Source organism: Pseudomonas sp. AC070, assembly GCF_979258635.1.
Genome location: NZ_OZ409871.1, coordinates 5,005,726 through 5,031,301 on the forward strand (window position 1 = coordinate 5,005,726; position 25,576 = coordinate 5,031,301).

At 61.9% G+C, this 25,576-nt stretch carries 27 protein-coding genes; 6 read left to right on the forward strand and 21 right to left on the reverse strand.

The annotated features are described in order from the left end of the window. Window positions 1-11: 11 nt before the first annotated feature. From ACZZ0Q_RS22565 to ACZZ0Q_RS22595, 7 genes are all read right to left on the reverse strand, one after another. Window positions 12-752, reverse strand: coding sequence for a hypothetical protein (locus ACZZ0Q_RS22565; protein ID WP_463560944.1), 741 nt, complete (start codon window positions 750-752; stop codon window positions 12-14). Window positions 753-832: 80 nt separating this feature from the next. Continuing rightward, on the reverse strand, window positions 833-1,228 hold the full coding sequence (locus ACZZ0Q_RS22570; protein WP_463540712.1) for a helicase: 396 nt from the start codon (window positions 1,226-1,228) through the stop codon (window positions 833-835). Window positions 1,229-1,388: 160 nt separating this feature from the next. Then, window positions 1,389-1,661, reverse strand: coding sequence for an HU family DNA-binding protein (locus tag ACZZ0Q_RS22575; protein ID WP_463384778.1), 273 nt, complete (start codon window positions 1,659-1,661; stop codon window positions 1,389-1,391). Window positions 1,662-1,848: 187 nt separating this feature from the next. Beyond that, on the reverse strand, window positions 1,849-2,997 hold the full coding sequence (locus ACZZ0Q_RS22580; RefSeq protein ID WP_463540711.1) for an NAD(P)/FAD-dependent oxidoreductase: 1,149 nt from the start codon (window positions 2,995-2,997) through the stop codon (window positions 1,849-1,851). Between the two features lie 59 nt (window positions 2,998-3,056). After that, the gene (locus ACZZ0Q_RS22585; protein WP_122492387.1) at window positions 3,057-3,224 is read right to left on the reverse strand and encodes a rubredoxin; all 168 of its coding nucleotides are present in this window, start codon (window positions 3,222-3,224) and stop codon (window positions 3,057-3,059) included. Between the two features lie 192 nt (window positions 3,225-3,416). Further along, the gene (locus tag ACZZ0Q_RS22590) at window positions 3,417-3,584 is read right to left on the reverse strand and encodes a rubredoxin (RefSeq protein WP_108095207.1); all 168 of its coding nucleotides are present in this window, start codon (window positions 3,582-3,584) and stop codon (window positions 3,417-3,419) included. Window positions 3,585-3,775: 191 nt separating this feature from the next. Beyond that, the gene (locus tag ACZZ0Q_RS22595; protein ID WP_463540710.1) at window positions 3,776-4,441 is read right to left on the reverse strand and encodes a glutathione S-transferase family protein; all 666 of its coding nucleotides are present in this window, start codon (window positions 4,439-4,441) and stop codon (window positions 3,776-3,778) included. Between the two features lie 106 nt (window positions 4,442-4,547). On the opposite strand from ACZZ0Q_RS22595, the gene ACZZ0Q_RS22600 reads away from it, so the two are divergent. From ACZZ0Q_RS22600 to ACZZ0Q_RS22620, 5 genes are all read left to right on the forward strand, one after another. Beyond that, window positions 4,548-5,099, forward strand: a complete 552-nt coding sequence (locus ACZZ0Q_RS22600; protein WP_463540709.1) for a chorismate--pyruvate lyase family protein — start codon at window positions 4,548-4,550, stop codon at window positions 5,097-5,099. Between the two features lie 23 nt (window positions 5,100-5,122). Beyond that, complete coding sequence (gene ubiA / locus ACZZ0Q_RS22605) at window positions 5,123-6,013, forward strand: 4-hydroxybenzoate octaprenyltransferase (RefSeq protein WP_463540708.1); 891 nt, start codon at window positions 5,123-5,125, stop codon at window positions 6,011-6,013. A gap of 85 nt (window positions 6,014-6,098) precedes the next feature. Beyond that, window positions 6,099-6,788, forward strand: coding sequence for a phosphate regulon transcriptional regulator PhoB (phoB, locus tag ACZZ0Q_RS22610; protein WP_108095202.1), 690 nt, complete (start codon window positions 6,099-6,101; stop codon window positions 6,786-6,788). A gap of 14 nt (window positions 6,789-6,802) precedes the next feature. Beyond that, complete coding sequence (gene phoR / locus ACZZ0Q_RS22615) at window positions 6,803-8,101, forward strand: phosphate regulon sensor histidine kinase PhoR (RefSeq protein WP_463540707.1); 1,299 nt, start codon at window positions 6,803-6,805, stop codon at window positions 8,099-8,101. 134 nt (window positions 8,102-8,235) lie between these two features. Further along, the gene (locus ACZZ0Q_RS22620; RefSeq protein ID WP_463540706.1) at window positions 8,236-9,576 is read left to right on the forward strand and encodes a hemolysin family protein; all 1,341 of its coding nucleotides are present in this window, start codon (window positions 8,236-8,238) and stop codon (window positions 9,574-9,576) included. A 176-nt stretch (window positions 9,577-9,752) separates the two neighbouring features. Here the strand turns inward: ACZZ0Q_RS22620 and ACZZ0Q_RS22625 are convergent, their stop codons facing one another. From ACZZ0Q_RS22625 to ACZZ0Q_RS22655, 7 genes are all read right to left on the reverse strand, one after another. After that, the gene (locus ACZZ0Q_RS22625; protein ID WP_463560946.1) at window positions 9,753-11,414 is read right to left on the reverse strand and encodes a GMC family oxidoreductase; all 1,662 of its coding nucleotides are present in this window, start codon (window positions 11,412-11,414) and stop codon (window positions 9,753-9,755) included. 117 nt (window positions 11,415-11,531) lie between these two features. After that, a complete protein-coding gene (locus ACZZ0Q_RS22630; protein ID WP_463542270.1) occupies window positions 11,532-12,335 on the reverse strand; it encodes an ABC transporter ATP-binding protein in 804 nt (267 codons plus the stop codon). Window positions 12,336-12,355: 20 nt separating this feature from the next. Next, window positions 12,356-13,159 carry an ABC transporter permease gene (locus ACZZ0Q_RS22635; RefSeq protein ID WP_122492379.1) on the reverse strand — a complete coding sequence of 268 codons (804 nt, stop codon included), beginning with the start codon at window positions 13,157-13,159 and terminating at the stop codon, window positions 12,356-12,358. 82 nt (window positions 13,160-13,241) lie between these two features. Next, window positions 13,242-14,216: an ABC transporter substrate-binding protein gene (locus ACZZ0Q_RS22640; RefSeq protein WP_463540705.1), complete on the reverse strand. Its 975-nt coding sequence runs from the start codon at window positions 14,214-14,216 to the stop codon at window positions 13,242-13,244. Window positions 14,217-14,481: 265 nt separating this feature from the next. Next, on the reverse strand, window positions 14,482-15,861 hold the full coding sequence (locus ACZZ0Q_RS22645; protein ID WP_463540704.1) for an aspartate aminotransferase family protein: 1,380 nt from the start codon (window positions 15,859-15,861) through the stop codon (window positions 14,482-14,484). Window positions 15,862-15,883: 22 nt separating this feature from the next. Continuing rightward, on the reverse strand, window positions 15,884-17,374 hold the full coding sequence (locus ACZZ0Q_RS22650) for an aldehyde dehydrogenase (protein WP_463540703.1): 1,491 nt from the start codon (window positions 17,372-17,374) through the stop codon (window positions 15,884-15,886). 234 nt (window positions 17,375-17,608) lie between these two features. After that, window positions 17,609-18,391: a carbon-nitrogen hydrolase family protein gene (locus ACZZ0Q_RS22655; protein ID WP_463540702.1), complete on the reverse strand. Its 783-nt coding sequence runs from the start codon at window positions 18,389-18,391 to the stop codon at window positions 17,609-17,611. Window positions 18,392-18,584: 193 nt separating this feature from the next. Between ACZZ0Q_RS22655 and ACZZ0Q_RS22660 the strand changes: the two genes are divergently transcribed. Beyond that, window positions 18,585-19,508, forward strand: a complete 924-nt coding sequence (locus ACZZ0Q_RS22660) for a LysR family transcriptional regulator (protein ID WP_463384406.1) — start codon at window positions 18,585-18,587, stop codon at window positions 19,506-19,508. Window positions 19,509-19,571: 63 nt separating this feature from the next. On the opposite strand, the gene argE is transcribed toward ACZZ0Q_RS22660, so the two are convergent. The 7 genes from argE to ACZZ0Q_RS22695 form a co-directional block, all read right to left on the reverse strand. After that, window positions 19,572-20,720: an acetylornithine deacetylase gene (gene argE / locus ACZZ0Q_RS22665; protein WP_463540701.1), complete on the reverse strand. Its 1,149-nt coding sequence runs from the start codon at window positions 20,718-20,720 to the stop codon at window positions 19,572-19,574. Window positions 20,721-20,739: 19 nt separating this feature from the next. Further along, window positions 20,740-21,417: a DUF1028 domain-containing protein gene (locus ACZZ0Q_RS22670; RefSeq protein WP_122492374.1), complete on the reverse strand. Its 678-nt coding sequence runs from the start codon at window positions 21,415-21,417 to the stop codon at window positions 20,740-20,742. Beyond that, entirely contained in the window at window positions 21,414-21,839 is a 426-nt protein-coding gene (locus ACZZ0Q_RS22675; RefSeq protein ID WP_122492373.1) for a RidA family protein, read from the reverse strand. The genes ACZZ0Q_RS22670 and ACZZ0Q_RS22675 overlap by 4 nt, the downstream gene beginning before the upstream one ends. Window positions 21,840-22,082: 243 nt before the next feature. Beyond that, on the reverse strand, window positions 22,083-22,505 hold the full coding sequence (locus tag ACZZ0Q_RS22680) for a hypothetical protein (protein WP_463540700.1): 423 nt from the start codon (window positions 22,503-22,505) through the stop codon (window positions 22,083-22,085). A gap of 23 nt (window positions 22,506-22,528) precedes the next feature. Beyond that, on the reverse strand, window positions 22,529-23,605 hold the full coding sequence (locus ACZZ0Q_RS22685) for an acyltransferase family protein (protein WP_463540699.1): 1,077 nt from the start codon (window positions 23,603-23,605) through the stop codon (window positions 22,529-22,531). A 223-nt stretch (window positions 23,606-23,828) separates the two neighbouring features. Continuing rightward, window positions 23,829-24,461, reverse strand: a complete 633-nt coding sequence (locus ACZZ0Q_RS22690) for a hypothetical protein (RefSeq protein WP_463540698.1) — start codon at window positions 24,459-24,461, stop codon at window positions 23,829-23,831. Window positions 24,462-24,724: 263 nt separating this feature from the next. Next, a complete protein-coding gene (locus ACZZ0Q_RS22695) occupies window positions 24,725-25,573 on the reverse strand; it encodes an ABC transporter ATP-binding protein (protein ID WP_463384399.1) in 849 nt (282 codons plus the stop codon). Between the last annotated feature and the right edge of the window lie 3 nt (window positions 25,574-25,576).

Here is a 25,576-nt window from a genome sequence, read left to right on the forward strand (position 1 = left end):
TTTTGCGACGCTTATTTCAATACCGCTCGCCGCGCAGCGAACACCCCGGGCAATTCCTTCACCGCCGCAGCCAGCAATTGGCTCACCGGCTGTTGCTCATACAACGCGGCGTAATCGGCCAACTCGCCGCTGGGCATTTGCCGGTACGCGTACAACATAAAGGTTTCCACGGCCTCGGCGCTGGACATGCGCAAGGGGATCAGTTGCTGTTCAGTTCGCTTGGCCAGTTCGGCCTCGGTCAGGTTGTGTTTTTTCGCCCGGAGCGTAAGCAAGGCCTGGGTCTTACCGACTTCGTAGCGCAGCAGGGTCGACATGTCGGTCGTGTGTGCGGCAGCGTCCAGGCGGCGGACCAAGTCAACACGCGTGGCGCGTGGCGGCTTGCTGCGTACTTGCTCGCGATAGGCGGCCAATGCAGCGCCGCCGTCACCCTCGCCCACCGCACGCTCAGCCACGGTGAACCGCTGAGCCAACGGGCTTTCAAGCAGTTTGGTCGCCTGCTCTATCTGCTCGGCGGTAAAGGTCGGCGCCAAGCGCGAGGCCAAGTCGTAGCAGAACGAGTCAGCATCGAATGCTTCAGCCACTGGCGGTTGCTTCTCTTCCGGCAAACCCCGCGTCACCAGGGGAGCAGTTTGCTCACAGAGCAAGCGGATGCCGGCGAGGTCGAACACCCGCTCAAACGCCGCAGGCTTGCTCGGTTCGGCCTGAGCAACCGTCGCCAGCAACATCAGGGATAAAACAACAGGACTGCGCATAGGATGGCTTCCGCGAGAAATTCACCCCAGCCTAGCTAACGTGCCGCATTCCAACCAGTTGGATGCGGCGATAGCGAGAATCAGGCGGCTTTTTTGTCTGCGGCTTTTTTCTTCTTGGGCATGATGTATTTGGTCAGCCCTTGGAACCAGATGACCAGCGCCGGGTTGCCCTGAATCTGGATGTCTTTGTTCTGGATACCCTGCACAAACGCCAGCTGCTTGTTCTTGGCATTCATGGTGGCGAACCCGTAATCGGCGTCTTTAAAGCCCAGGGCGAAATCCGGCTGCGCAGCGGGGCCACGTTTGCTGGTCAGGCGTTGGTCTTTAACAATGAAATGACGGGCGACTTTGCCATCGAGCGTGTGCAGCTGAAACACCAGATCGCGGCCTTCGAGCTGCTGCTGAAACGCAGGATTGGTCTTGCTGGCTTTGGCCATCATGCGGCCCAGCATCCAGAGGAGAAAACGGAATTTCATGCGCGCTGGCCTCGATAAATAGTGAAACGGCGGCGCATTGTAGCGGTTTGTCGCTGGGACTACAGCCAGCTTTCTGATGGGTTGCGGCGGGGATTTGTAGCGAATGTGACGCTAAAAGCAGGAAGTGCGCCCGGAGTGATTGAGCCCCGGGCGTACGAACTCAGTTCACTGCATCTTTCAAAGATTTGCCCGGCTTGAAGGCAACAGTGTTGCTGGCTTTGATTTTCACCGGCTCACCGGTTTGCGGGTTTTTGCCGGTGCGGGCGCCGCGATGACGCTGCACGAAGGTGCCGAAGCCCACCAGGGTCACGCTGTCCTTGCGGTTCAGGGCGGCGGTGATTTCTTCAAGCACAGCATTGAGTACACGATTGGCTTGATCTTTAGTCAGATCAGCCTGTTCCGCGATGGCCGCGGCGAGTTCCGGTTTACGCATAAAAAAGCCCCTTAGACGGTTTTTTGTTTTTGTGTCCGTGCTGCCATCCAGCAGCGCTTGGAGGCGCCGCAACAGCTCTGCGCTGCGGCAGACCGGGGGAGGATGGCATGCTCATGAGACCCGCGCCAGTCGTGTCCGACAACTTTCACACGCAACTTCGTGACTAATCCGACAGAACGGGCGCCATTCACGCCAAAAGCGCAGGAAGCTCCTTATTGAGCGCCAACTTGTCCTGCACGGCCGTTCCGGTGAGGGCGTAGCCCAGCAAGCGGCCATCGGCATCGCGACACAGCGCCTTGATGTCAGCACCGCTGCCTTCCACCTGCCATTCCCCACTGGTGCCACGCGGCGGCGGCGAAACCACCACTGGGCAAGCCGGGGTTTTCACCTGCACCGGCATGGCACCGTAAGTGACAGCGGTCGGGTTGCCGGCCAGGGTCTGCGCCAGCGCCCGCGCGCAGGTCATAAGCGGCATGACGTAGAGCAAATTGAGGCCGTCCACTTCAGCGCAATCGCCCAGCGCGAAGATGTTCGCGTGTGAGGTGCGCAACTGCCGATCCACCACCACGCCACGGTTGATGGTCAGGCCCGCAGCGGACGCCAGATCGGTACGCGGCCGCAAGCCCACTGCCGATACCACGACATCACAGGCTACCCGCGTGCCGTCAGATAAATGCGCGTCGAGGCCATCCGCCGTGCGCTGCAAGCTGGCCAGCACCAGGCCCAAATGGAAACGTGCGCCCAAGCCTTCCAGCCCCGCTTGAACGGCGCCGGCGGCGGCGGGATGGAGCAAACCTGGCATCACCTGCTCGCACGGGGCCACCAGCTCGACGCTGTAACCGCCAGCGGTCAGGTCGTTAGCGAACTCGCAGCCAATCAGCCCCGCGCCCAGCACCAGCACGCGCTTTTTGCCGGCGGCAGCGGCGCGAAAACGGGCGTAATCCTCAAGATCGTTAATCGGGAAAATCGCATCGGCGGCGTCGCCTTCAACCGGCACGCGAATCGTCTCCGCGCCCCAGGCCAACACCAGATCGCGGTACTCGACCGACTCCTCGCCGATCCACAAACGTTTGTGCCCCGCGTCGATACCGGTAATGCGCGTGTGCGTGCGGATTTCAGCCTTGAGCTGATCGGCCATAGCGCCAGGTTCCGCCATGCTCAGGCCGTCGGCGTCTTTGTTTTTACCGAAGCCGGTCGACAGCATCGGCTTGGAATAGGAGCGGCCGTCGTCGGCAGTTATCAGCAGCAGCGGTGTCTCGGTGTCGAGCTTGCGAAACTCCTTGGCCACGTTATAGCCGGCCAGGCCGGTGCCGATGATCACCACGGGTGCAGACATGACTCACTCCTGAAACGCGCGGCCGCTGAGGCCGCGCTAAACAAATTTGGGGAAATTGATCAGTTGATTTCGACCATCTCGAAATCCATCTTGCCGACGCCGCAGTCCGGGCAGAGCCAGTCCTCTGGCACATCTTCCCATCGCGTGCCGGGCGCTATGCCGTCGTCGGGCCAGCCTTGGGCTTCGTCGTAAATAAAGCCACACACCACACATTGCCATTTGCGCATCACGGTTCACCCCTGGGGCCAAATGTGCCAGCGACCCTACCGCAATTGCCCTGCAAGGCCAATAACCGCAGGCGTCAGCCAGCCCATGGTTTGGCGTGTTGGGCAGGGTGGCGACGCATCGCGTAAAACGCTGGGCCCTGAAACAACAACGGCGACCCGAAGGTCGCCGTTGATAAACCAATCACGCGTGAATCAAGCGATTTCGATCATCTCGAAATCCAGCTTGCCGACGCCGCAGTCCGGGCAGAGCCAGTCTTCCGGAACGTCTTGCCACAGGGTGCCGGCAGCGATGCCTTCATCCGGCCAGCCCAGGCTTTCGTCGTAAATCAGACCGCACACCACACATTGCCACTTCTTCATGTTGCTACTACCTCAATTCTTCAGGCTGCTCTTCAGGCTTTTGTGCACAGCGGTCGATGATTGGAAACGCCGCCAGGCTCCCCGCTTTTTACTGATCGAAGCGCTGGTAATCAAGCGCCATCGGGCGATTCCATGCTTAAGCTCGGGTGCGCCCGGCACGATTCTGAGCAGGGTGAAAACGCAGCACGCTCTTACGCGTAGGCGTATTCGCCGCCGCGCTCCAGGGCCCGCTTATAGGCTGGGCGGGCATGAATTCGCTGAAGAAAGGCTGTGAGCTTCGGCCGACTGGCGTCCAGCCCGGCGCGCGATGCGGCCGCTTCCAGCGGGAAGCTCATTTGAATATCGGCGGCGCTGAACGTGTCACCGGCGAACCATTCGCTCTTGCTCAGCTCGCCTTCGAGGTAGTCGAGGTTCTCGCGCAGCCGCGGGTTGATAAAGGTGCTTTTCACCTTGCCGGCAATGCCGCGTGCAATCGGTTTGACGAAGAACGGCATCGGCGCCTTTTCGATGCCGTCGAACACCAGTTTGAGCAGCAGCGGCGGCATGGCCGAGCCTTCGGCGTAGTGCAGCCAGTAGCTGCAGCGAATGCGTTCCGGTGTACCGTCGGCGGGTAGCAATTGCTGGCCGTAGCGGCCGGCCAGGTATTCGATGATGGCGCCGGACTCTGCCAGGGTCAGATCGCCGTCCGTTATTACCGGCGATTTACCCAGCGGGTGCACGGCGCGCAATTCTGGCGGCGCCAGCATGGTTTTCGGGTCGCGCTCGTAGCGTTTGATTTCGTACTCGACGCCCATTTCTTCGAGCAGCCAGAGAATGCGCTGCGAGCGCGAGTTGTTCAGATGGTGGACGGTAATCATGGGTCGCTTCCTGAAGGCCGGGGTCAGCGCTGGACGTTAGCGCGCCACGGGCAAAAAGGCCAAACATGCTAAGCTCGCCGCCCCGTTTGCCGCCGATGTATTTGCCGTGCCGCACGCCTCTTTTGCCGATACCGCCGCCTGGCTAACTGCCGATCAACTGCACCCCGCGCCCGCCCCGGCGGTGCTCGACTGGCTGTTCGACGACGGCTCGCTGACCCGCCGCCTTATTGCTTTGTCTAACGACGCCTTTAGCGTCACGCCCCTGAACGAAAGCTGGCAAACCCTGCGCAGCGACGAGTGCGCCGCGTTGAATGTGCGCGAAGGCAGCGTCGGCTGGGTGCGCGAAGTGTTTTTGCGCGGCCATGGTGAGCCTTGGGTGTTTGCCCGCAGCGTGGCGCCGCGCAGCCAGTTGATCGACTCGGACCTGCATATGGACGAACTCGGCAGCCGCTCACTCGGCGAGCTGCTGTTCAGCGACCAGGCGTTCAGTCGTGGCCCGATGCAGGTGTGCCGCTATCCGCAGCACTGGCTGCCCGCCGAGGTCTGCGCCGAGCAACTCTGGGCGCGGCGCTCGTGCTTTAGCCGCGATGGTTTGGGCGTGCTGGTGGCCGAGGTGTTTTTGCCCTCGTTATGGACCGCTGCTGACGTGGCCCTCTAAACACTGACAAGGAGTTGCGCTCGATGTACACCCGCCTGTTGCAGTCGTTCAATCGCCTTCACCCGCGCGCCTTCGACTTTATCCAGTTGATGCGCCTGGAGCGCCCCATCGGCATTTATCTGCTGCTGTGGCCGACGCTGTGGGCGTTGTGGATTGCCGCCAAGGGCGTGCCGTCGTTGGGCAACCTGTTGATTTTCGTGCTCGGCGTGATTCTGATGCGCTCGGCCGGCTGCGTGATCAACGACTACGCCGACCGCAACTTCGACGGCCACGTGGCACGCACCAAAGGCCGCCCGCTGGCCACCGGCAAGGTCACGCCCAAAGAGGCCCTGGTTCTGTTCGCAGTACTGGTGGCCATGAGTTTTGTGCTGGTGTTGTTCACCAACCTCACCACCATCCTGATGTCGTTCGGCGCGATGGCAATCGCCGCCACGTACCCGTTTATGAAGCGCTTCACCTTCTACCCGCAGGTGGTGCTGGGCGCGGCGTTTTCCTGGGGCATGCCGATGGCGTTTACCGCTGAAACCGGCGAACTGCCGAGCGCGGCGTGGCTGCTGTTTATCGCCAATATTGTCTGGACTGTCGGCTACGACACCTACTACGCCATGGCCGACCGCGAAGACGATGTGAAGATCGGGGTTAAATCCACCGCCATCCTGTTTGGCGATGCCGACCGCGTGATCATCCTGATTTTGCAAAGCATCGCCCTGCTCTGCCTGGCATTGGCGGGCGCGCGTTTCACCCTGGGCATCTGGTTTCTGCTTGGCCTGGCGGTGGCCGCTGGGTGTTTCGCCTGGGAGTTTTGGAGCACGCGCAACCGGGAACCGCACCTGTGCCTGGCGGCGTTTCTGCACAACCATTGGGCCGGGTTGGCGATCCTCATTGGTATCGCTGTCGACTTCGCCATGCGCTAGCGCTGGCAACGTTCTGTCACACAGCTGCAATAATTCCGTTATCTAATGCGGCGCAAGACAGATTAAACGACCCGAGGTTGGCTCCATGGTTGGTAAGAACATCCTGATCGTTGATGACGAAGCGCCGATCCGCGAAATGATCGCCGTGGCCCTGGAAATGGCCGGCTACGAGTGCCTCGAAGCAGAGAACACTCAGCAAGCCCACGCCATCATCGTCGATCGCAAACCCGACCTGATCCTGCTCGACTGGATGCTCCCTGGCACCTCCGGCATCGAGCTGGCCCGCCGCCTCAAGCGCGATGAGCTGACCGGCAACATCCCGATCATCATGCTCACCGCCAAGGGCGAAGAGGACAACAAGATCCAGGGTCTGGAAGTGGGCGCCGATGATTACATCACCAAGCCTTTCTCCCCCCGCGAACTGGTTGCCCGCCTGAAAGCCGTTTTGCGCCGCGCTGGCACCGGCGACAGCGACACGCCGATCGAAGTCGGCGGCCTGTTGCTCGACCCTATCAGCCACCGCGTCACCATCGACGGCAAACCGGCCGACATGGGCCCCACCGAATACCGCCTGCTGCAATTTTTCATGACCCACCAGGAACGCGCCTACACCCGCGGCCAACTGCTGGATCAGGTCTGGGGTGGCAACGTGTACGTTGAAGAACGTACCGTCGACGTTCATATTCGCCGCCTGCGTAAAGCCCTGGGCGAGGTGTACGAGAACCTTGTGCAAACCGTGCGCGGCACCGGGTATCGCTTTTCCACCAAAAGCTAGGACGTCCAATCTCCGTGAATCAAGACTGGCGTGGCGTAGTTATCCGCCGCTTGTTACTGCTGATCGCCGGCTGCCTGCTGGTGGGCCTGATCAGTGGTGAATATGCCTGGAGCCTGGTGGTCGGCCTCGGCGCGTACCTGGGCTGGACCCTTTCGCAGTTGCTGCGCCTGCACAACTGGCTGAAACACCACCAAACCGACCAGCCGCCGCCTGATGGCTATGGCTTGTGGGGCGAGGTGTTCGACAGCATTTACCACCTGCAACGCCGCGACCAGCGCGTACGTGGCCGCCTGCAAGCGGTGATCGACCGGGTGCAGGAATCCACTGCGGCCCTGAATGACGCCGTGGTCATGCTCGACAACGACGGCAACCTGGAATGGTGGAACCGCGCCGCCGAAAACCTGCTGGGCCTGAAAACCCCACAAGACAGCGGCCAGCCGGTGACCAACCTGGTGCGCCATCCGCGCTTCAAAGACTACTTCGAGCAAAGCGCCCATCCGGAGCCGCTGGAGCTGATGTCGCCGGTCAACGACCGCATGCATTTGCAGTTTCACATCACCCAATACGGCAACGGCGAGCACCTGATGCTGGTGCGCGACATCACGCGCATGCATCAGCTGGAGCAGATGCGCAAAGACTTCATCGCCAACGTGTCCCACGAATTGCGCACGCCGTTGACGGTCATCGCCGGCTACCTGGAAACCCTGCTCGACAACGTCGAAGACGTGAACCCTCGCTGGCTGCGCGCCTTGCAGCAAATGCAGCAACAGGGCGGGCGCATGCAAAACCTGCTCAATGACTTGCTGCTACTGGCCAAGCTCGAAGCCACCGATTACCCGTCAGACAACCAGCCCGTCGCCGTCGATTTGCTGCTGCTGTCGATCAAGGGCGACGCCCAGGCGTTGTCCAACGACCGTCACCGCATCAGCCTCGAAGCGGACCACAACATCCGCCTAAAAGGCAGCGAAGCGGAACTGCGCAGCGCGTTCTCCAACCTGGTGTTCAACGCCGTGAAATACACGCCGGACAACGGCGAAATTCGCGTGCGCTGGTGGGCCGATGACCAAGGCGCGCACCTCACCGTGCAGGACAGCGGCATCGGCATCGACGCCAAGCACCTGCCGCGCCTGACCGAGCGCTTCTACCGCGTCGACTCCAGCCGCGCCTCCAACACCGGCGGCACCGGGCTGGGGCTGGCCATCGTCAAGCACGTTTTGCTGCGCCACCGCGCCCGTCTGGACATCAGCAGCGTGCCCGGCAAAGGCAGCACATTTACTTGCCACTTTGCCCCGGCTCAGGTGGTCAGACGGTAATCGGCGTTATTGCCACGCTGGGCAAGCGCTTCGCTAGCGGCTAGTCTGCTGATCTGGCGGTGCCGGCTGCACCGCCCAGACCGACGCGTTTAACGCCACTCACTACTTCGAATCCGGACACCCTGAACCACCCTATGGACCCTTCTCCTAGTTACGACGCCGCCACGTATTTCGCTGACTTCGGCCTTATTCTCTTCGCCCTTCTGCTGGTTCTGCTCAACGGTTTCTTCGTTGCGGCCGAATTTGCCATCGTCAAACTGCGCGCCACCCGCGTGGACGCCATCGCCGCCAAAAACGGCTGGCGCGGCCATATTCTGCGTACCGTGCATAACCAGCTCGACGCCTACCTGTCCGCGTGCCAACTGGGTATCACCCTGGCATCGCTGGGCCTGGGTTGGGTCGGTGAGCCGGCGTTCGCCGAGCTGCTGACGCCGCTGCTGCACACCCTGGGTGTGGACTCGCCGCAGCTGGTGCATGGCATCGCGTTTTTCACCGCGTTCTTCATCATTTCGTACCTGCACATTGTGGTTGGCGAACTGGCGCCCAAGTCCTGGGCCATTCGCCAACCGGAGCTGCTGTCGTTGTGGACGGCCGCGCCGCTGTACCTGTTTTACTGGGCCATGTACCCGGCCATTTTCATCCTCAACGCCAGCGCCAACGCCATTCTGCGTATCGCCGGCCAGGGTGAACCGGGGCCGCACCATGAACACCATTACAGCCGCGACGAATTGAAACTGATCCTGCACTCCAGCCGCGCCAGCGACCCGAGCGACCAGGACATGCGCGTGCTGGCCTCGGCCGTGGAAATGGGCGAGCTGGAAGTGGTGGACTGGGCCAACTCCCGTGAAGATTTGGTGTACCTGAACCTCAACGCCGCGCTGCACGAAGTGTTCGCCGTATTCCGCCGGCACAAGTACAGCCGTTACCCGGTGTACAACGAAGAGACCGAAGAATTCGTCGGCGTGCTGCATATCAAGGATTTGCTGCTGCACCTGTCGTTGCTGGAAATGCTGCCCTCGGCGCTGAAAATCAGTGACCTGATGATGCCGGTCGAGCGCGTCACCCGGCACATGCCGCTGTCCAGCCTGCTGGAAGAATTCCGCAAAGGCGGCTCGCACTTCGCCCTGGTGGAAGAAGCCGACGGCAAAGTGATCGGCTACCTGACCATGGAAGACGTGCTTGAAGCGCTGGTGGGGGACATTCAGGACGAACACCGCAAAGCCGAACGCGGCATCCTCGCCTACCAGCCGGGCAAGCTGCTGGTGCGGGGCGATACGCCGCTGTTCAAAGTCGAACGCCTGCTGGGCGTGGACCTCGACCACATCGAAGCGGAAACCCTGGCCGGCCTGATCTACGAAACCCTCAACCGCATGCCGGAAGAGGAAGAAGTGCTCGACGTGGAAGGGCTGCGCATCATCATCAAAAAGATGAAAGGGCCGAAGGTGATCTTGGCGAAGGTTGTGAAGCTGGATTAAGCCGCACGGCTCAACGCTTTAACGCTTTAACGCTTTAACGCTAACGTAGGAGCCAGCTTGCTGACGAACCCTGCAAACCTCGGCGCAACGGCACCCTCCCGTAACAGGGGTATAGCACCGTCTTACTGAAAACCTCCGTCATCCTCGCGAAGGCGGGGATCCAGTATCGTTCAGGTTTAGGTGTTCGCCGCAGCACTCTGGATTCCCGCTTTCGCGGGAATGACGGTGGTTTGCTGGGCTGATCCGATAACCTCCCCCGCCACAATCATCCCCGCCGCCTTCTCGCCAATCATGATGCACGGCGCATTGGTGTTGCCGCTGATCAGCGTCGGCATGATCGAGGCATCCGCCACGCGCAAACCTTGCACGCCAACCACCTTCAGCTCCGGCGTCACCACGCTCATGGCATCCGCGCCCATTTTGCAGGTGCCTACGGGGTGGAAAACCGTGGCGGCGTAGTCGCGGATATACGCCAGCAACTGCTCATCACTCTGCACCTCGGCCCCTGGCAGCATTTCCTTGCCGCGCAGGGCGTCGAAGCTGCTGTCGGCGAGCACCTTGCGCGCCAGCTTGAGGCCTTCGATCAATACCTTGGCGTCGTCCATGTCGGCGAGAAAGTTGTAGTCAATCTCCAGCTCCCGTTGCGGGCTCAGGCGCAGTTCGCCGATGGACTTGGGCCGCAGCACGCACGTGTGCACGGCATAACCATGCCCCCATTCAAACAAGCGCCCACGATGGCTGCGGTAGCCCGGCACGAAGTGGAACTGCACGTCTGGCAACGCATCAGCCAGCGGCGTGCGGGCAAAGCCGCCCGCTTCCACGTAGTTGGTGGTGAGCCAACCTTTTTTCTGCAGCAGATACTTGAACGGTGACAGCACGATTGCCGCCAGCGAACCCCAGGAAAAACCCAGGGTCAGTGGGCTGGCCGAGCGCACGGTAATCAAACCGTCGAGGTGGTCTTGCAAGTTCTTGCCCACGCCCGGCACGTCGCACACCACCGGCACGCCCGCTGCTTCCAGTTCGGCCCGTGGGCCGATGCCGGAGTTGAGCAAAATCTGCGGCGAGCCTAGCGCGCCGGCACACAGAATCACCTCGCGGCTGCATACAAGAGTCAGCGGTTGGCCGTCTTTGAGCACATGCAGGCCGCGCGCGCGGGTGCCGTCCATGTCCAACGACTGCACGGTGCAGCCGGTCAGCACGGTGAGGTTCGGCCGGCCGCGAATGGGCGCGACGAAGGCGCGGTAAGCGGACAGCCGCTTGGCGTTTTTCTGCGTCAGGTTGTAGATGCCGGCGCCTTCCAGCGTGCCGCCGTTGAAGTCGTCGTTGCGCTTGATGCCGACCCGCTCGGCCGCTTTTACAAACAGTGTCGACAGCGGATTCGGGTCACGGGCGCGGTCCACCAACAGCTCGCCGAGCGTGCCGTGCAGCGCCGGGTTCTGGCCCAACAGGTTGCGTTCGGATTTCTTGAACAGCGGCAACACATCGGCCCAGCTCCAACCTGTGCAGCCCAGCTCGGCCCAGCGGTCGTAGTCCGAGGCATCGCCGCGAATGTAGATCATGCTGTTCATCGAACTGGAACCGCCCAGCGCCTTGCCCCGTGGCGTATGGAGACGGCGGTTGTTGAGCGCTTTCTGCGGCGTGGAGAAAAAATTCCAGCTGAAGATTTTGCTCTTGTACAACGTGATGGTGCCGGCCGGCGTTTGCACGCGCGGGCTGGCATCGCTGCCGCCGGCCTCAAGCAGGCACACGCGCACGGCGGGGTCGGCGCTCAGGCGGTTGGCCAATACGCAGCCAGCCGAGCCAGCGCCGACGATGATGTAGTCGTATTGCTCAGACATGTATGGCCTCGGTTCAAACGGTGAAGAGCATCGCGGCTAAAGCGGATCGCCGCCCGGCCGCTCCCACAGTTTCGTGCTCCCCTGTGGGAGCGGCTTTAGCCGCGATGCTTTTAGGTATCAGTGCACTTCAGCCAAATCATCATGCAGCAGCTCAAGAATCCGCCGTTTCATGCGGATGAACTCGGGCTCCATGACCACGTCCATCGAGCGCGGGCGGTCGATGGGCACGTCGAGCACTTCCTTGATGCGCCCCGGGCGCGCGCCCATGACGTAAATGCGGTCGGCCAGCAGAATCGCTTCGTCAATGTCGTGGGTGACGAACACCACGGTCTTCTTGGCGTTGCCCCACACCTGCAACAGCAGTTGCTGCATTTGCAGGCGGGTCTGGCTGTCGAGGGCGCCGAAGGGTTCGTCCATCAGCAGAATCTGTGGGTCGTTGGCCAGGGCGCGGGCGATGGCGACACGCTGCATCATGCCGCCCGACAGTTGCTTGGGGTAATGCTGGGCGAATTTGCTCAGGCCCACTTCGCCCAGGTAGAACTCGACGATGGTGTTGATTTCATCGCCCGGCAGGCCACGGCGTTTGAGGCCGAATTCGATGTTTTGGCGCACCGTCAGCCAGGGAAACAAAGTGTAGCTCTGGAACACCATGCCGCGATCGGCACCCGGCCCCTGCACCTTTTTGCCGCCCACATAAATGGCGCCGTCGCTGGGTTCAGCGAGGCCTGCGGTGAGGTACAGCAGGCTGGATTTACCGCAGCCCGAAGGCCCGACGATCACGGCGAACTGCTGGTCCGGCACTTCAAACGACACGTTATCCAGCGCGGTGAAGGTGTCGCCGCTCGGCGACTGATAACGCAGGCTCACGCCCTCCACTTTCAGGCGGCTTTCGACGGCGGCGTACTCGCTCAGCGGCGGCATGATGTAGGGCTTGGTGGAGGCTATTGTGCCCATGCGGCAATCCTCAGGCGGAGCAGACGGAAGAGTTGGTCGGTGATCAGGCCCAGCAGGCCGATGATGGCGATGGCGAGGAAAATCACGTCCACCTGGAAGCCGCGCATGGCTTTGAGGCTGATGTAGCCAAGGCCGCTGGATGCCGCCACCAGTTCGGCGACGACGAGGTAGGTCCAGGCCCAGCCCATGGTCACGCGCAAGGTGTCGAGCACGCCGGGCAACGAGGCCGGGCCGAGCACGTGAAACACCACGTCGCGGCGGGTGGCGCCGAGGGTGTAGCTGGCGTTGACGAGGTCTTTGGAAACGCCTTTGGAGACGTCGGCAATCATCACCAATTGCTGGAAGAAGGTGCCGAAGATGATCACGGCCACCCGCTGTTCCAGACCGATGCCGATCCACAAAATAAACAGCGGCACGAACGAGGTGACGGGCAGGTAACGGATGAAGTTCACCAGCGGCTCTAGCAGCGCCTGCACGATGCGAAAGCTGCCCATCAGCAGGCCCAACGGCACCGCCACCAGCGATGACAAGGCAAAGCCGATCAGCACCACTTCAAGGCTCGCGCCAACATGTTTGGCCAGCGTGCCGTCGTTGCTCAGGCGCACCGCCGCATCGAACACGGCGCCCGGCGTGGGCAGAAACATGGTCGGCACCACGCCGCCATAAGACAGGCCCACCCACAGGCCCAACACCGCCAACCAGCACAGGGTGCTGGCAGCGAAGACAAGTTTGACCGGCAGGCCGACCTTGGGGGTCAGGCAGCGGTTAATCCAGGATCGAACAGTGGCCATCACGCCACCTCCACATCAGCAGGGCAGAAGGAAACAAGGCAGAGAAAGCACGCCGCGTGCCGAAACACGCGGCGAGAAGGCGTTACGGGGTCACGAACGAGGTGTCCACCAGGTCGTCATAGCTGACGGTGAACGGCTTGCCTTGCAGCTCGCTCCAGGTTTCGTTGGCCAGCTTGATGATTTCAGCGATGTCGCCGGGCTTGCCTTTAGTGCCGAGAAGTTTTTCGCTCATTGCCTGGTCGTAGAACTTCACGCCCTTGGCGGCTTCGGCCAGGTCTTCAGGCTTGGACAGGTAACCGCCGACGCCTTTGGCCATGATGGCGTAGGCCTCTTTGGGATGGTCTTTGGTGTACTGCACGGCTTTGTACAAACCGGCGACCAGGGCCTTCACGTCTTCAGGCTGCTTTTCGATCACGTCGCACGACAGCGCCACCACATCGACAATCACGCCCGGCGTGGCGCTGCTGTCGACCAGCACGTTGCCGGCGCCCTTCTGCTTGACCATGGTCAGGTTCGGCTCCCAGGTCACCGCCGCTGGAATGCGACCAGCGATAAAGGCGCTGGCGGCGTCGTCGGCGGTCATGTTCTGCACCTCGACGTCGGCCATGCTCATGCCTTCTTTTTTCAGCAAATACGACAGCCAGAACTGCGACACCGAGCCCTCGTTTACGGCAATCGATTTGCCCTTCAGGCCTTTGATGCTAGTGATGTCTTTGGTCACCACCACGCCGTCGCCGCCATGGCTTTCATCCAGCGCCGCCACGGTTTTGAAGCAAAAGTCTTTGGAGCGGTATTTGAGAATTTCGTCGATGGTCGACGCCGAACCGGACAGCTTGCCGGAGGCTTGAGCGGCCATGTACATCGAGGCTTCTTCGATGGTGGTCAGCTCCAGATCGAGGCCGGCGTCTTTGAAGTAACCCAGGTCGCGGGCCAGGTACAACGTGCCGTAACCCACCCAGGTGGTGTGGCCGATAGACAACTTGCCAGCCTGCGCGCCGGTGGCGGCAGCGGCGAGAACGAGGGACAGCGAGACACGCTTGAGCAAGGACTTACGCATGGAACACTCCCACAGCCTGAAGGCTTAGTTATTGATTGAATTGCGGGGCAGTAATGGCCAGCGGCCAAGTGATTCCGTGACCCGCGCCTCTGTTGGGCTGGGTTCTTGTTCTGCGGTGTTGCGTTGTTCGATTTTTTAGCGGCTGACTGGATCCTGTGGGAGCGGGGGGCGGCCATCCGATTTAGCCGCGATGCTTTTGATCTTTTAAGAGCATCGCGGCTAAATCGGATGGCCGCCCCCCCCTCCTACAGGATGTGACGCTGGGTTAAAGAACCCCTATCTCCTGCGCCGTCCGATCCACCGCCCGCTTGGTCTTGCTCACCAGTTCATCCAGCTCGCTACGGGTCGCGACCAGCGCCGGCGCCATGATCATGCGGCCCAGGGTCGAGCGAATAATCAGGCCCTCTTCAAAGCCAATGCTGCGGCAGCGCCAGGCGATGTCGTTTTCGTTGGCAAAGCGTTTGCGGGTGGCTTTGTCTTCGGCAAATTGCAGCGCGGCCACCAAGCCGGCGCCCTGGATGTCGCCCACCAGCGGGTGATTGCCGAACACTTCGCGCAGGCAGCTTTGCAGGTATGGGCCGGTGTCTGTTTTCACCTGGTTGACCACGCCTTCGTCACGCAGCGCTTTAAGGTTGGCAATCGCCACGGCGGCTGCCACCGGGTGGCCGGAGTACGTCAGGCCGTGGGCAAATACGCCGCCCTGCTCGACCAACACTTCGGCCATGCGTTTGCTCAGCACCAGGCCGCCCATGGGGATGTAGCCGGAGGTCAGGCCCTTGGCGATGGACAGCGTGTCCGGCTGAAAACCAAAGTATTCGTGAGCGAACCATTCGCCGGTGCGGCCAAAGCCGCCAATCACTTCGTCGGCGCACAGCAGCACGTCGTATTTGTTGCAGATGCGCTGAATTTCCGGCCAGTAGCTTTCCGGCGGGAAGATCATGCCGCCGGCGCCCTGAAACGGTTCGGCGATAAACCCGGCGACGTTATCGGCGCCCAGTTCGAGAATCTTTTCTTCCAGCTGACGTGCCGCGCGCAGGCCGAACTCAGCCGGCGTCAGGTCGCCTTCGTGGGCGTACCAGTAGGGCTCGTCAATGTGCTCGACATCGGGAATCAGCCCGCCCATTTCGTGCATGAACTTCATGCCACCGAGCGCCGTCGCGGCCAGGGTCGAGCCGTGGTAACCGTTCCAGCGGCCGATCATGATTTTCTTCTGCGGCTTGCCGAGAATCTGCCAGTAGCGGCGCACGGTACGGATCAGCACCTCGTTGGCTTCAGAGCCGGAGTTGGTGTAAATCGCGTGGCTGTAGTGGCTGGGCAACAGGCTGAACAGCAGCTCCGACAGCTCCACCACCGCCGGGTGGGTGGTGTGGAAAAACATGTTGTAGTACGGCAGCTGCTCCAGCTGTTGGCTGGCCGCAGCGGCGAGATCCTTGCGGCCGTAACCGAGGTTGGTGCACCACAGGCCTGACATGCCGTCGAGGTAACGGTTGCCGTCGTTGTCCCACAGGTGCAAACGCTCGCCTCGCACAATCACCCGCGGCCCTTCGGCGTTCAGCGCTTTTTGGTCAAGAAAGGCGTGGATGTGGTGAGCGGCGTCAGAGGCTTGGTAGTCGCTGGTTTCGCGTTTGGGCAGTGGGGCAGTCATAAAAGGGCTCCGGATCTTTTTCTTATTTCAGTTGAAACCAGGTGGTCTTCAGCTGGGTGTATTTGTCGAAGGAATGAAGCGACAGGTCGCGGCCAAAGCCGGATTGCTTACCGCCGCCGAACGGCACGGTGACGTCCAGGGCATCGACGGTATTCACCGACACGGTGCCGGCGCGCAATTGCCGGGCCACGCGGTGGGCGCGGTTGAGGTCGTCGGTCCATAGCGAGGCGGCCAGGCCGTAAATGCTGTCGTTGGCCAGGCGCAGGGCTTGTTCTTCGCTGTCGAACGGAATCACCGCCAGCACCGGGCCGAACACTTCTTCGCGGGCCAAACGCATGTCTGCTGTCACGCCGGCAAAGATGGTCGGCTGCACAAAGTTGTGGCTGCCGTTGATGTTCACTTGCTCCCCGCCGCACACCAGGCGCGCGCCCTGCTCATGGGCGCTGCGGATGTAGCTCATCACCCGCTCGGTTTGTCGCGTTTCAACAATGGCGCCGGCGGTACTGGCCGGGTTTAGCGGGTCGCCCGGTTGCCAGGCTTGCGCTTTGGCGCACAGGCGCTCGACGAACTCGTCGTGAATGGAACGCTGCACCAGCACGCGGGAGTTGGCCGAGCACACTTCGCCCTGGTTGAAGAAGATGCCGAACGCGGCTTTTTCGGCAGCCAGGTCGAGGTCGGTGCAGTCGTCGAAGATCAGGTTCGCGCTCTTGCCGCCGCACTCCAGCCACACCTGCTTGAGGTTCGACTGGGCCGAGTACTGCATAAAATATTTGCCCACTTCCGTGGAGCCGGTGAAGGCCAGGCAGTCGATATCGGCGTGCAAGCCCATGGCTTTGCCGGCCTGCTCGCCGAGGCCCGGCACCACGTTAAGCACGCCAGCCGGAATGCCCGCCTCAAGCGCCAGTTCGCCCAGGCGCAAGGCCGAGAACGGCGACTGCTCGGCTGGTTTCAGCAACACCGAGTTACCGGCCGCCAGTGCCGGGGCGAGTTTCCAAGCGGCCATATCCAGTGGGAAATTCCACGGCACCACGGCCGCGACTACACCGAGCGCTTCGCGGGTAATAGTGGCGAGTACGTTGTGGGCGCTGGGGGCGATTTGGTCGTACAGCTTGTCGAGGCTTTCGGCGTACCAGCGAAACACCCCGGCGGCGCCTGGCACGTCGATGTTGTAGGCATCCATTACTGGCTTGCCCATGTTCAGCGAATCAAGCAGCGCCAGCTCTTCGCGGTGCTCCAGAATCAACTCGGCCAGGCGCAGCAGCACCGCCTTGCGTTCGGCTGGCGAGCGACGTGCCCAAACACCCGACTCAAACGCCTGACGCGCCGCTCGAACGGCTGCATCGACCTCGGCATCACCGCACGCAGCCACCTCAGCCAGCACCGCGCCGGTGGCCGGATTGATCGCCGCAAAGGTCGCCCCGGATTGCGCCGCAACCGCCTGGCCATCGATCAGCGCCAGGGTAGGAAAGCGCTGAGCCGCCGCCCGTTGTTGCCAGTCATTAAGCTCAAACACCCCAACGCCCTCGTGCCGATTAGTGAGAGCGATGGTGGCGGAACGGGCTGCATAGGAAAATTATTAAATATGTGTTCGGGGTATATGAAAAAGCTGCTTTGGAGCGCACCGAGGTGGGGCGAGGTGCCAGATAAAAGTGCATCGGTGTTTAAGTGTGGGAGCGGCTTCAGCCGCGATGCTTTTGATCAAGAGCATCGCGGCTAATCGGAGTGCCGCCCAGCCGCTCCCACAGGGTTACGAATTGGTGTAGATCTCCGGGCGCCGGCCGGCGAGGTAGGGGAAGGTGCTTTCCTGCGCGGCGCGCTGGCCGTGGTCGAGGTCGACCACCAGCAGCGCCTCGCCGTTCGCCGCGCTGCCCAGCTTGCTGCCATCCGGCGCGGCCACGCAGGAGCCGCCGAGAAAGGCCAAGCCGGCTTCCACACCGCTGTGGTTGCAGTAGGCAACGAACAGCTGATTCTCGACGGCGCGCGCCGGCACGATGAGGTCGGGCACGGCGCGGTATTCCGGGGTCAGGGCCGTGGGAATCAGCAGCAGCTCGGCGCCCTCCAGTGTCAGCTTGCGTACGTTCTCGGGAAACTCGACGTCGAAGCAAATCAGTAAACCAATGGACCAACCGGCGAATTCGAACGGCGCCTGCAAGCGCTCGCCGGGGGTGAACAAGGTGCGCTCGAAGGCGCCGAACAGGTGGGTTTTGCGGTAGTTGCACAGACGCGTGCCCTGGGCGTCGATCAGTTGCGCCGAGTTGTAAGGCTTGCCGCCGCTGTCGTGGGTTTCGGCATAGCCGTAGCAGATGCCAATGTTGTGCTCGCGCGCCACTTCGGCGATGCGTTGCGCCGAGGGCCCGTCCGCCGCTTCAGCCGGCTGCGCCCGCAGGTTGTAGCCGCCCAGCCACAGCTCGGAACACAGCAGCAAGTGCGCGCCAGCCGCTGCCGCCGCGCGGGCCTGGATGGCCAGGTCGGCGAGGTTGGCGGCGACGTCGCCGGGGTGTCCTTCGGTTTGCCAGAGCGCCAGACGCATGCAGCATCCTCCTGTGTTCTTTCTGTGTATGGGTTTTGCTAGCAACACTCTAGCCGTTGCTTGTGCCTCTACTGCAAGCCGCCGGCCCAGAAAAAATATGCCCATTGCCGCGCAAAAAGGTGGTCATGCCAGACCGTTACGGCTGCACCAACGCGGTAAGGTGTGCACGGAAATGTCTTACCTGAGGTCTGTCGTGGCTGCCTATACCCTGCGCCAACTTAAATACTTCGTCACCACCGTGGAATGCGGCAGCGTTGCCGAGGCCTCGCGCAAGCTGTACATCGCCCAGCCGTCGATTTCCACGGCGATCAAGGGCTTGGAAGAAAGCTTCGGCGTGCAGCTGTTCATTCGTCACCACGCCCAGGGCGTGTCGCTAACCCCCAGCGGCGCGCGCTTTTATCGCAAGGCGCAGGAGCTGCTGCGCATGGCCAAGGAGTTCGAGCAGAACGCCCTGGCCGACAACGACATCATTGCCGGGCAGATCGACATCGGCTGCTTTGAAACCGTGGCGCCGCTGTACTTGCCGCGTCTGATCGCAGGCTTCAATGCGCTTTATCCGGGTGTGGAAATTCGCATTCGGGACGGCGAACAACTGGAGCTAGTGCAGGGCCTGACGTCCGGCAGTTTCGACCTGGCGATTCTTTACGACCACGACCTCGACGGCACCATCGAAACCCAGGAATTGATGCCGCCGCAGCGCCCCTACGCGCTATTGCCGGCCGACCACCGTTTCGCCCAGCAGGCGCAAGTATCGCTTCGCGACCTGGCGCTTGAGCCGATGATTTTGCTCGACGTGCTGCCGAGCCGAACCTACTTCGTCAGCCTGTTCGAAGAGCTCGGCCTGACGCCTCACATCGCTTTCAGTTCGCCTTCCATCGAGATGGTGCGCGGCATGGTCGGGCAAGGGTTCGGCTTCTCGGTGCTGGTCACCCGCCCGCATTCGGAATGCACCTATGACGGGCAGAAAGTGGTGGCGGTGAATATTGCCGAGAACGTCACCGGCTCCGGACTGGTGGCGGCCTGGTTGAAGCGCTCGCAGCTGACCAAGTCGGCCCAGTTGTTTGCCGATTACTGTCAGCAGGAGTTGAGCGGCGGGCCCGATGCGGTGAAACCGTAGGCGCGATGGCTTGATGGTGTTTGGTCAAGCCTATCGAGGCTGAAGCCTCTCCTACAGAAAGCTCTATGCCTGCATCCATTTCGCCAAGCGCCGCAGCATCGCGTCGCACTGGCTTAGCTGCTCAACGCTGACGAATTCGTCCGGCTTGTGCCCTTGGTCCATGCTGCCCGGCCCGCAGACCACGGTGGCGATGCCGGCTTGGTCGAACAGGCCGCCTTCAGTGCCAAAGGCCACGGTGCCGAAATCGTCTGAATCGCTGATCAATGCCAGCAATTGCGCGGCTTCGCTGTCGGCGGCGGTGGCTAAACCGGGGTAGGCGCTGATGGGTGTGAAGCGGATGCCGGTGCCGGGTTGCACGGCGTTCATCTGCGGCACCAGCTCGGCGGCGTACGCCTGCAATTCGCTGGCGATGGTCTCGGCGTTGTCGGCCGGCAAGGTGCGCACTTCAAAGTCGAAGCGGCAGTGTTCGGGCACGATATTCAAGGCGCTACCGCCGCAGATGGTGCCGGTTTGTACGGTGGAGTACGGCGGATCGAAGCGCGCGTCGTGGCGCTCTTTCGCGGCCAGGCGCTGGCCGATTTCGCCGAGGCGGTTAATCAACTTGGCGGCGTATTCAATGGCGTTTACGCCTTGCGGCGCGTAAGCCGAATGGCAGGCGGCGCCGTGGACTTCGCAGCGCATGCCCAGCTTGCCTTTGTGGCCGAGCACCGGGCGCATAGAAGTCGGTTCGCCGATGATGCATAGACTCGGCCGCTCCGGCCGCCCTTCCAGCGCCTCAATCAGGCTGCGCACACCGAGGCAGCCGACCTCTTCGTCATAGGAAATCGCCAGGTGCAACGGCACGCGCAACGGGCTGGCCAAAAAGGCCGGCAAGGCGGCGAGCACGCAGGCGATGTAGCCCTTCATGTCGGCCGTGCCTCGACCATAAAGCTTGCCGTCGCGCTCAGTGAGGGCGAACGGCGGCAGCGTCCAAGCCTGGCCGTCCACCGGCACCACGTCGCTGTGGCCCGACAACATCACCCCGCCCGCGCCGGCTGGGCCGAGACGCGCATACAAATTGGCCTTGCGGCGGTCGTCGCTGTAAATCAGCTCGCTGTCGATGCCCAGGCCGGCGAGGTAGTCGCGGACGAACTCAATCAACGCCAGATTCGACTCGCGGCTGACGGTGTCGAAGGCGATGAGGTGGGAAAGCAGGTCGCGGCTCAGATACATGGCGCAGGTCCACAGGTGTTCATTCGTCCCCCGGCACCCCATAACTCGGCGCCTTGGTGGGGTCCAGGGCGCGGGTGACGTAGTCCTGCATTTGCGGGCGGTAGGCGGTCCAGAGCTTGCCCAGCTCGCCTATCGGGTCGTGCTCGGCCCAGTCCACGCGCAAGTCGACAATCGGCCAGAGCAAATCGCTGACCACCGACATTGCCGCCGAATGCACCGGCCCGGCTTCGCCACCGGCGGCCATCGCCGCGTTCATGGCGGCGAGCAGGCGGTCGGCAAGCGCTTCGCCTGTGCTGGCTTCAAACGCTGAAACCATTGCCTCGATCACCTGCGGGCTGGAGAGCAAATTGCCCGCTGCCACACATTGGTCGCCCGCTACGGCGTTGTGCACGCCGAGGGCTTCGCTGCCGGTGAACAAGGCGGTGGCGCCGTGGTGATCAATCACAGTCACTTGCCGGTACTGGCTGAAGCCGTGAGTGGTCAGAGCCTTGTCCAGCGCTTCGCTGGCACCGGCGCCTTGTTCCAGCAGGTCGAGAATTTCCGGGCCCAGGGCTGGCAGCGTGATGTTTTGCGTGCTGACGGCACCAATACCACCGCGCACCCACGGGCAACGGGCGCCCACGGCGATGCTGGAGGAGCTGATGGCGATGCCCAGTTGGCCGGTTTCGGCGCAGCGGCCGACGATTGAGAAGGTCATTTCCAGTCGTCCGGGATGACCGCGATGACGTCTATTTCCATCAACCACTGTGGCTGTCCCAACGCAGAAACCACCAGACCAGTGGAAATGGGAAAGACACCCTTCAACCACTTCCCCACTTCCTGATACACCGGCTCGCGGTAGCGCGGGTCGGTGAGGTAGGTGGTGGTTTTGACGATATGGCTGAGATCGCTGCCCGCCTCTTCCAGCAGTTGCTTGAGGTTTTTCATGGCCTGTTCGGCTTGGGCGCGCGGGTCGCCGAGGCCCACCAGGTTGCCGTCGAAGTCGGTGCCCACCTGGCCGCGCACGTACACGGTATTGCCGGCACGCACGGCCTGGCACAGGTCGTTGTCGAGGGTCTGGTTGGGGTAGGTGTCCTTGGTGTTGAACATGCGAATGCGGGTGTGGGTCGGTGTGCTCATGGGACGCCCTGGTTTGCCGTTGGAAAAGCCCCTCTCCCTAACTCTCTCCCGTAAACGGGCGAGGGGACTGGAGCGGAGTTCGACGATCAGTTGCGGTCTGCCCCCTCGCCCGCTCGCGGGAGAGGGCTGGGGAGAGGGCGCTTTTGCAGCACCCACGACCAATGCCCGCATTCTGTCCACGCACCGGCCATAGCGAAATTAGGTTTTTTGTCGTCGTTGGTTAGGCAAAAACTGGGGTGCGGATCAGCCGGCGTGGCGCTGGATGTTGAACACGCGCCATTGGCCATCGGCGCTGCGGCGCATGCTGACCAGCAGCAGGCAGTCGCCCTCGAATTCCACGGCCACTTCTGGCATTTCCACTTCAACGTCCCGCCACCAGCGGCGCAGGCGGTTGCCGTTGGTTTGCGGCGGCGAGGTCCATTCAACCCGGTCAACGCGGCAGCGCTGAGCCCCCATGCGTTCCGCGAATTCTTCGGGTGTGCGGCCCATGTATTCGTTGCTGATGGCCATTTCCTGGGCTTGGTCCATCTGCCCGGCTTCGAGCAGGGTGATAAAGGCTTGAGCGCGGTCCACCACGTCGGCGGGGTAATACTCGGCTTTGGCCCAGAGGTACGCACCGGCAGGAATGGTCAGGGCGGCAACAATCAGCAGTACCCAGCGGGCCATGGGGGAACATCCGTTTCCAGGAATTAAGCGGGCCGGCGCAGCACACCGGCCGACAGTCGTTGTACGCCATCGACCGCGCGGTACACGGTGAGGTTAGCCAGTTTTTTCCACATGCCGGCCAGGCCCACTTCGATAAAGCGATTCATGCAGAACGCCACCACCAGCACGATGCCGATGGCCAGCGGGTACATCCAGGCGCGGTTTTCGTCAGTGGCGAAGCGGCTGAGGAACATGTAACCGAAGTGCGCGTGAATCAAGTACACCGGGTAGGTCAGCGCACCGAGGGTTTTCGAGAACGGCAGGCGCAGTTGCTGCACTTTTTCCACGTTCAGGGTGAGGAAGAAGGCGAAGAACAGGCAGATCATGCTCGCCACCACCACGGGCGAGAAATACGCGCCGGATTCCAGCGCTTTCTCCCCCGCCACTTCCAGCGAGAAGCGCACGCACAAGCCAAACGCCAGGGCCAGCGAGGCGGCGCTTTTCCAGTTGGCTTTTTCTTTGAGAATGGCGAACAGCGCACCGGCGGCGAAGTAGCTGAAGTAACCACCCAGCAGGGGCGCGCGGTTAAGGCCGACCAGCAAGGCCACCAGCATGACCACCGGCCACCAACTGAACAGAATTTCCAGGCGGTCCTGCCAGCCCACGAACAGGCACAGCAGCACCAGCACGTAAAACTGCACTTCCAGCACCAGCGTCCAGTACACGCCGTCTACGTGGCCGATGCCCAGGTACGACTGGAACATGCTCAGGTTCACCAGAGTTTGCAGCGGCGTGACTTGCATCTGGGTGCTCGCCCACTGCCAGGCGATGGCGCTGGTGAACAGCACCGCGAACCAGTACGAGGGGTAAAGACGAATAGCGCGGGAGGCGGCGAACTGCGCGGCGCTGCGGTTGCGCGCGGAGTAGAAGATGACGTAGCCGCTGATCATAAAGAACAGCTCGACGCCCAGATAACCGTATTTGGTGAACTCGATCAGCTCGGGAATATGGCTGAGAGAACTGAGCTTGCCGTTGGCAATGCCGTTAAAAGTGTAGTGGTAGAGCACCACCATGATGGCGGCGACAAAACGGCCGTAGTCCAGTAGTTCGAGGCGCTTCATAGCGAATCCCTGCAGTCGTTTGTTGCGGTGAAACTGCCCATGGCCAGCGTCGCGCGCGGGCCGTTCCTGTTCATCCTTGCGCCTACTGCGGCGAGCCGTGGGCAACCCGTTTGACTGCAGCTAAACGGGCCGTCCGAGCGGTCGCTGATGGCGGTGCGCCGGTAACACGCACCTACAGACCCCGGCCGCGCTTTATTAGTTCAGGCGCGCGCCGTTACGCCGATCAACGCGACGATTGCGCGGTCGGCGAATTGTGCCAATGAGGTTTGGTATAGGGCTCTTCGGCGCCCGACAGGGTGATGGCGAAGTGGTTGAGCAAGCCCTCGGCGGTGTACTTGGGCAAGCTGGCGCACACGGCAATCACGGTGAAACCCATGGCCATGGCGCGCGCCGGCAACGGGCGAATTTCCGCGCGTTCGGCCAGGGCCAGGAAGGTCATGGAGCCCAGGCCGCCGATCAGCGCGCCGGCAATGGCTTCGGGCAAGGGGTGCACATAGGGCGCGACCACGGTGACGCTGAAGTACCAACCACCGATCAACGCCGCACCGGCAGCGGGCCAGCGCAGCAACGGATGCCACTGGCGAACCAGCAGGCTCACAAGCACCGGCGTTACCAAGCAGGCGTTCATAGCGTGGCCACTGAACACCGCAATATTCAGCGCTTCCCAGCCATGACCCCAGCCCTTGAATGCCAGTTTGCTGAACATCACCGCACCATAGGCGAGCACTACCACCGCCAGCCACAGCACGGCCACGCGACGCGACGCGCTGTAATTGAGCCAGGCGGCCACCAACAGCACGGCCGGAATCATCACGGTAATGCCCGCATAGGGCGCAATTGATAGAGCAAATTCCACGTTATCCCTCACAGACACACACAGCCACGGCCGGTCACTCGGCGGCGGCGATTATTCACGATTCAGAAGTAAGCAGATTGTTTTTATTAGAAGGGGGTGACGCTACCCAGCGTGAAAAGCAAGTTCCACGCCGGGCATGGGTGAGACCTGACGGTTGGCGGTTAGTTGCGGCCAACCCCAATCAAAAGCTCGAGGCTCAAGCCTCTCCTACACCAGCGGTGGGAGAGGCTTCAGCCTCAATTGCAGGAACCGCCGATTGCCGCCTACAACGCCAACGGCTGCGTGCGCGTCAGTTGCTCGAGGAGCTCCAAATCGGTGCTCATGCCCGAGGTTTCGCGAATACGCGCCAGTATCTCGCGTTTGAGGGTAAGAAACTCAGCTGACAGTTTCATGTCTTGATTGCGCTCGGCCGGCAGCGGCACGTCGTAGATGGTGTCGATGCGCCCGGGCCGAGGGGCCATCAGCACCACGCGACCGCCCAGGTAAATGGCCTCTTCCACGTCGTGGGTGACGAACAGAATGGTGCTCTTTTCCAGGCGATGAACGTGGCGGATCAGGTCGTGCATCACTTCGCGGGTTTGCGCGTCCAGGGCGCCGAAGGGTTCGTCCATCAGCAGAATTTCCGGCTTGGGCATCAAGGCCCGAGCAATCGCCACACGTTGCTGCATGCCGCCGGAGAGCTGATTCGGGTACGCCTGGTGAAACGCCGACAGGCCCATCAAATTCAGCAGCGCATCGGCGCGGCCGCTGGCCACTTCGACATCGCCGTCGCTTTTCACCGTGTCGGCCACCACCTTCAGTTGCCGGCAAAACTTGATGTTCTGCATCACGTTCAGCCACGGGTACAGGCTGTAGTGCTGGAACACCATGGCGCGGTCGATGCCCGGTCCGTTTACGGCGCGACCGTCGAGCAGAATTTCGCCACGGCTGTGCTGTTCAAGCCCGCCAATGCTGCGCAACAGCGTGGACTTGCCGCAGCCCGAGGCGCCGACAAAGGTGATGAATTCGTTGCGCTGAATATCCAGGTTGATGTCTTGCAGCGCCTGCACGTCGCGGTCGCGGGTTTTGAAGACTTTGCTGACCTGGCGGATTTTGATCTTTGCGTCGCTCATGGC

Bases quoted from the DNA above. Each gene is read 5' to 3' on its own strand.
- ACZZ0Q_RS22565 (WP_463560944.1), bottom strand. From the start codon at position 752: ATGCGCAGTCCTGTTGTTTTATCCCTGATGTTGCTGGCGACGGTTGCT.
- ACZZ0Q_RS22570 (WP_463540712.1), bottom strand. From the start codon at position 1,228: ATGAAATTCCGTTTTCTCCTCTGGATGCTGGGCCGCATGATGGCCAAA.
- ACZZ0Q_RS22575 (WP_463384778.1), bottom strand. From the start codon at position 1,661: ATGCGTAAACCGGAACTCGCCGCGGCCATCGCGGAACAGGCTGATCTG.
- ACZZ0Q_RS22580 (WP_463540711.1), bottom strand. From the start codon at position 2,997: ATGTCTGCACCCGTGGTGATCATCGGCACCGGCCTGGCCGGCTATAAC.
- ACZZ0Q_RS22585 (WP_122492387.1), bottom strand. From the start codon at position 3,224: ATGCGCAAATGGCAATGTGTGGTGTGTGGCTTTATTTACGACGAAGCC.
- ACZZ0Q_RS22590 (WP_108095207.1), bottom strand. From the start codon at position 3,584: ATGAAGAAGTGGCAATGTGTGGTGTGCGGTCTGATTTACGACGAAAGC.
- ACZZ0Q_RS22595 (WP_463540710.1), bottom strand. From the start codon at position 4,441: ATGATTACCGTCCACCATCTGAACAACTCGCGCTCGCAGCGCATTCTC.
- ubiA (WP_463540708.1), top strand. From the start codon at position 5,123: ATGTACACCCGCCTGTTGCAGTCGTTCAATCGCCTTCACCCGCGCGCC.
- phoB (WP_108095202.1), top strand. From the start codon at position 6,099: ATGGTTGGTAAGAACATCCTGATCGTTGATGACGAAGCGCCGATCCGC.
- ACZZ0Q_RS22620 (WP_463540706.1), top strand. From the start codon at position 8,236: ATGGACCCTTCTCCTAGTTACGACGCCGCCACGTATTTCGCTGACTTC.
- ACZZ0Q_RS22625 (WP_463560946.1), bottom strand. From the start codon at position 11,414: ATGTCTGAGCAATACGACTACATCATCGTCGGCGCTGGCTCGGCTGGC.
- ACZZ0Q_RS22630 (WP_463542270.1), bottom strand. From the start codon at position 12,335: ATGCCGCCGCTGAGCGAGTACGCCGCCGTCGAAAGCCGCCTGAAAGTG.
- ACZZ0Q_RS22635 (WP_122492379.1), bottom strand. From the start codon at position 13,159: ATGGCCACTGTTCGATCCTGGATTAACCGCTGCCTGACCCCCAAGGTC.
- ACZZ0Q_RS22640 (WP_463540705.1), bottom strand. From the start codon at position 14,216: ATGCGTAAGTCCTTGCTCAAGCGTGTCTCGCTGTCCCTCGTTCTCGCC.
- ACZZ0Q_RS22645 (WP_463540704.1), bottom strand. From the start codon at position 15,861: ATGACTGCCCCACTGCCCAAACGCGAAACCAGCGACTACCAAGCCTCT.
- ACZZ0Q_RS22655 (WP_463540702.1), bottom strand. From the start codon at position 18,391: ATGCGTCTGGCGCTCTGGCAAACCGAAGGACACCCCGGCGACGTCGCC.
- argE (WP_463540701.1), bottom strand. From the start codon at position 20,720: ATGTATCTGAGCCGCGACCTGCTTTCCCACCTCATCGCCTTCGACACC.
- ACZZ0Q_RS22670 (WP_122492374.1), bottom strand. From the start codon at position 21,417: ATGACCTTCTCAATCGTCGGCCGCTGCGCCGAAACCGGCCAACTGGGC.
- ACZZ0Q_RS22675 (WP_122492373.1), bottom strand. From the start codon at position 21,839: ATGAGCACACCGACCCACACCCGCATTCGCATGTTCAACACCAAGGAC.
- ACZZ0Q_RS22680 (WP_463540700.1), bottom strand. From the start codon at position 22,505: ATGGCCCGCTGGGTACTGCTGATTGTTGCCGCCCTGACCATTCCTGCC.
- ACZZ0Q_RS22685 (WP_463540699.1), bottom strand. From the start codon at position 23,605: ATGAAGCGCCTCGAACTACTGGACTACGGCCGTTTTGTCGCCGCCATC.
- ACZZ0Q_RS22695 (WP_463384399.1), bottom strand. From the start codon at position 25,573: ATGAGCGACGCAAAGATCAAAATCCGCCAGGTCAGCAAAGTCTTCAAA.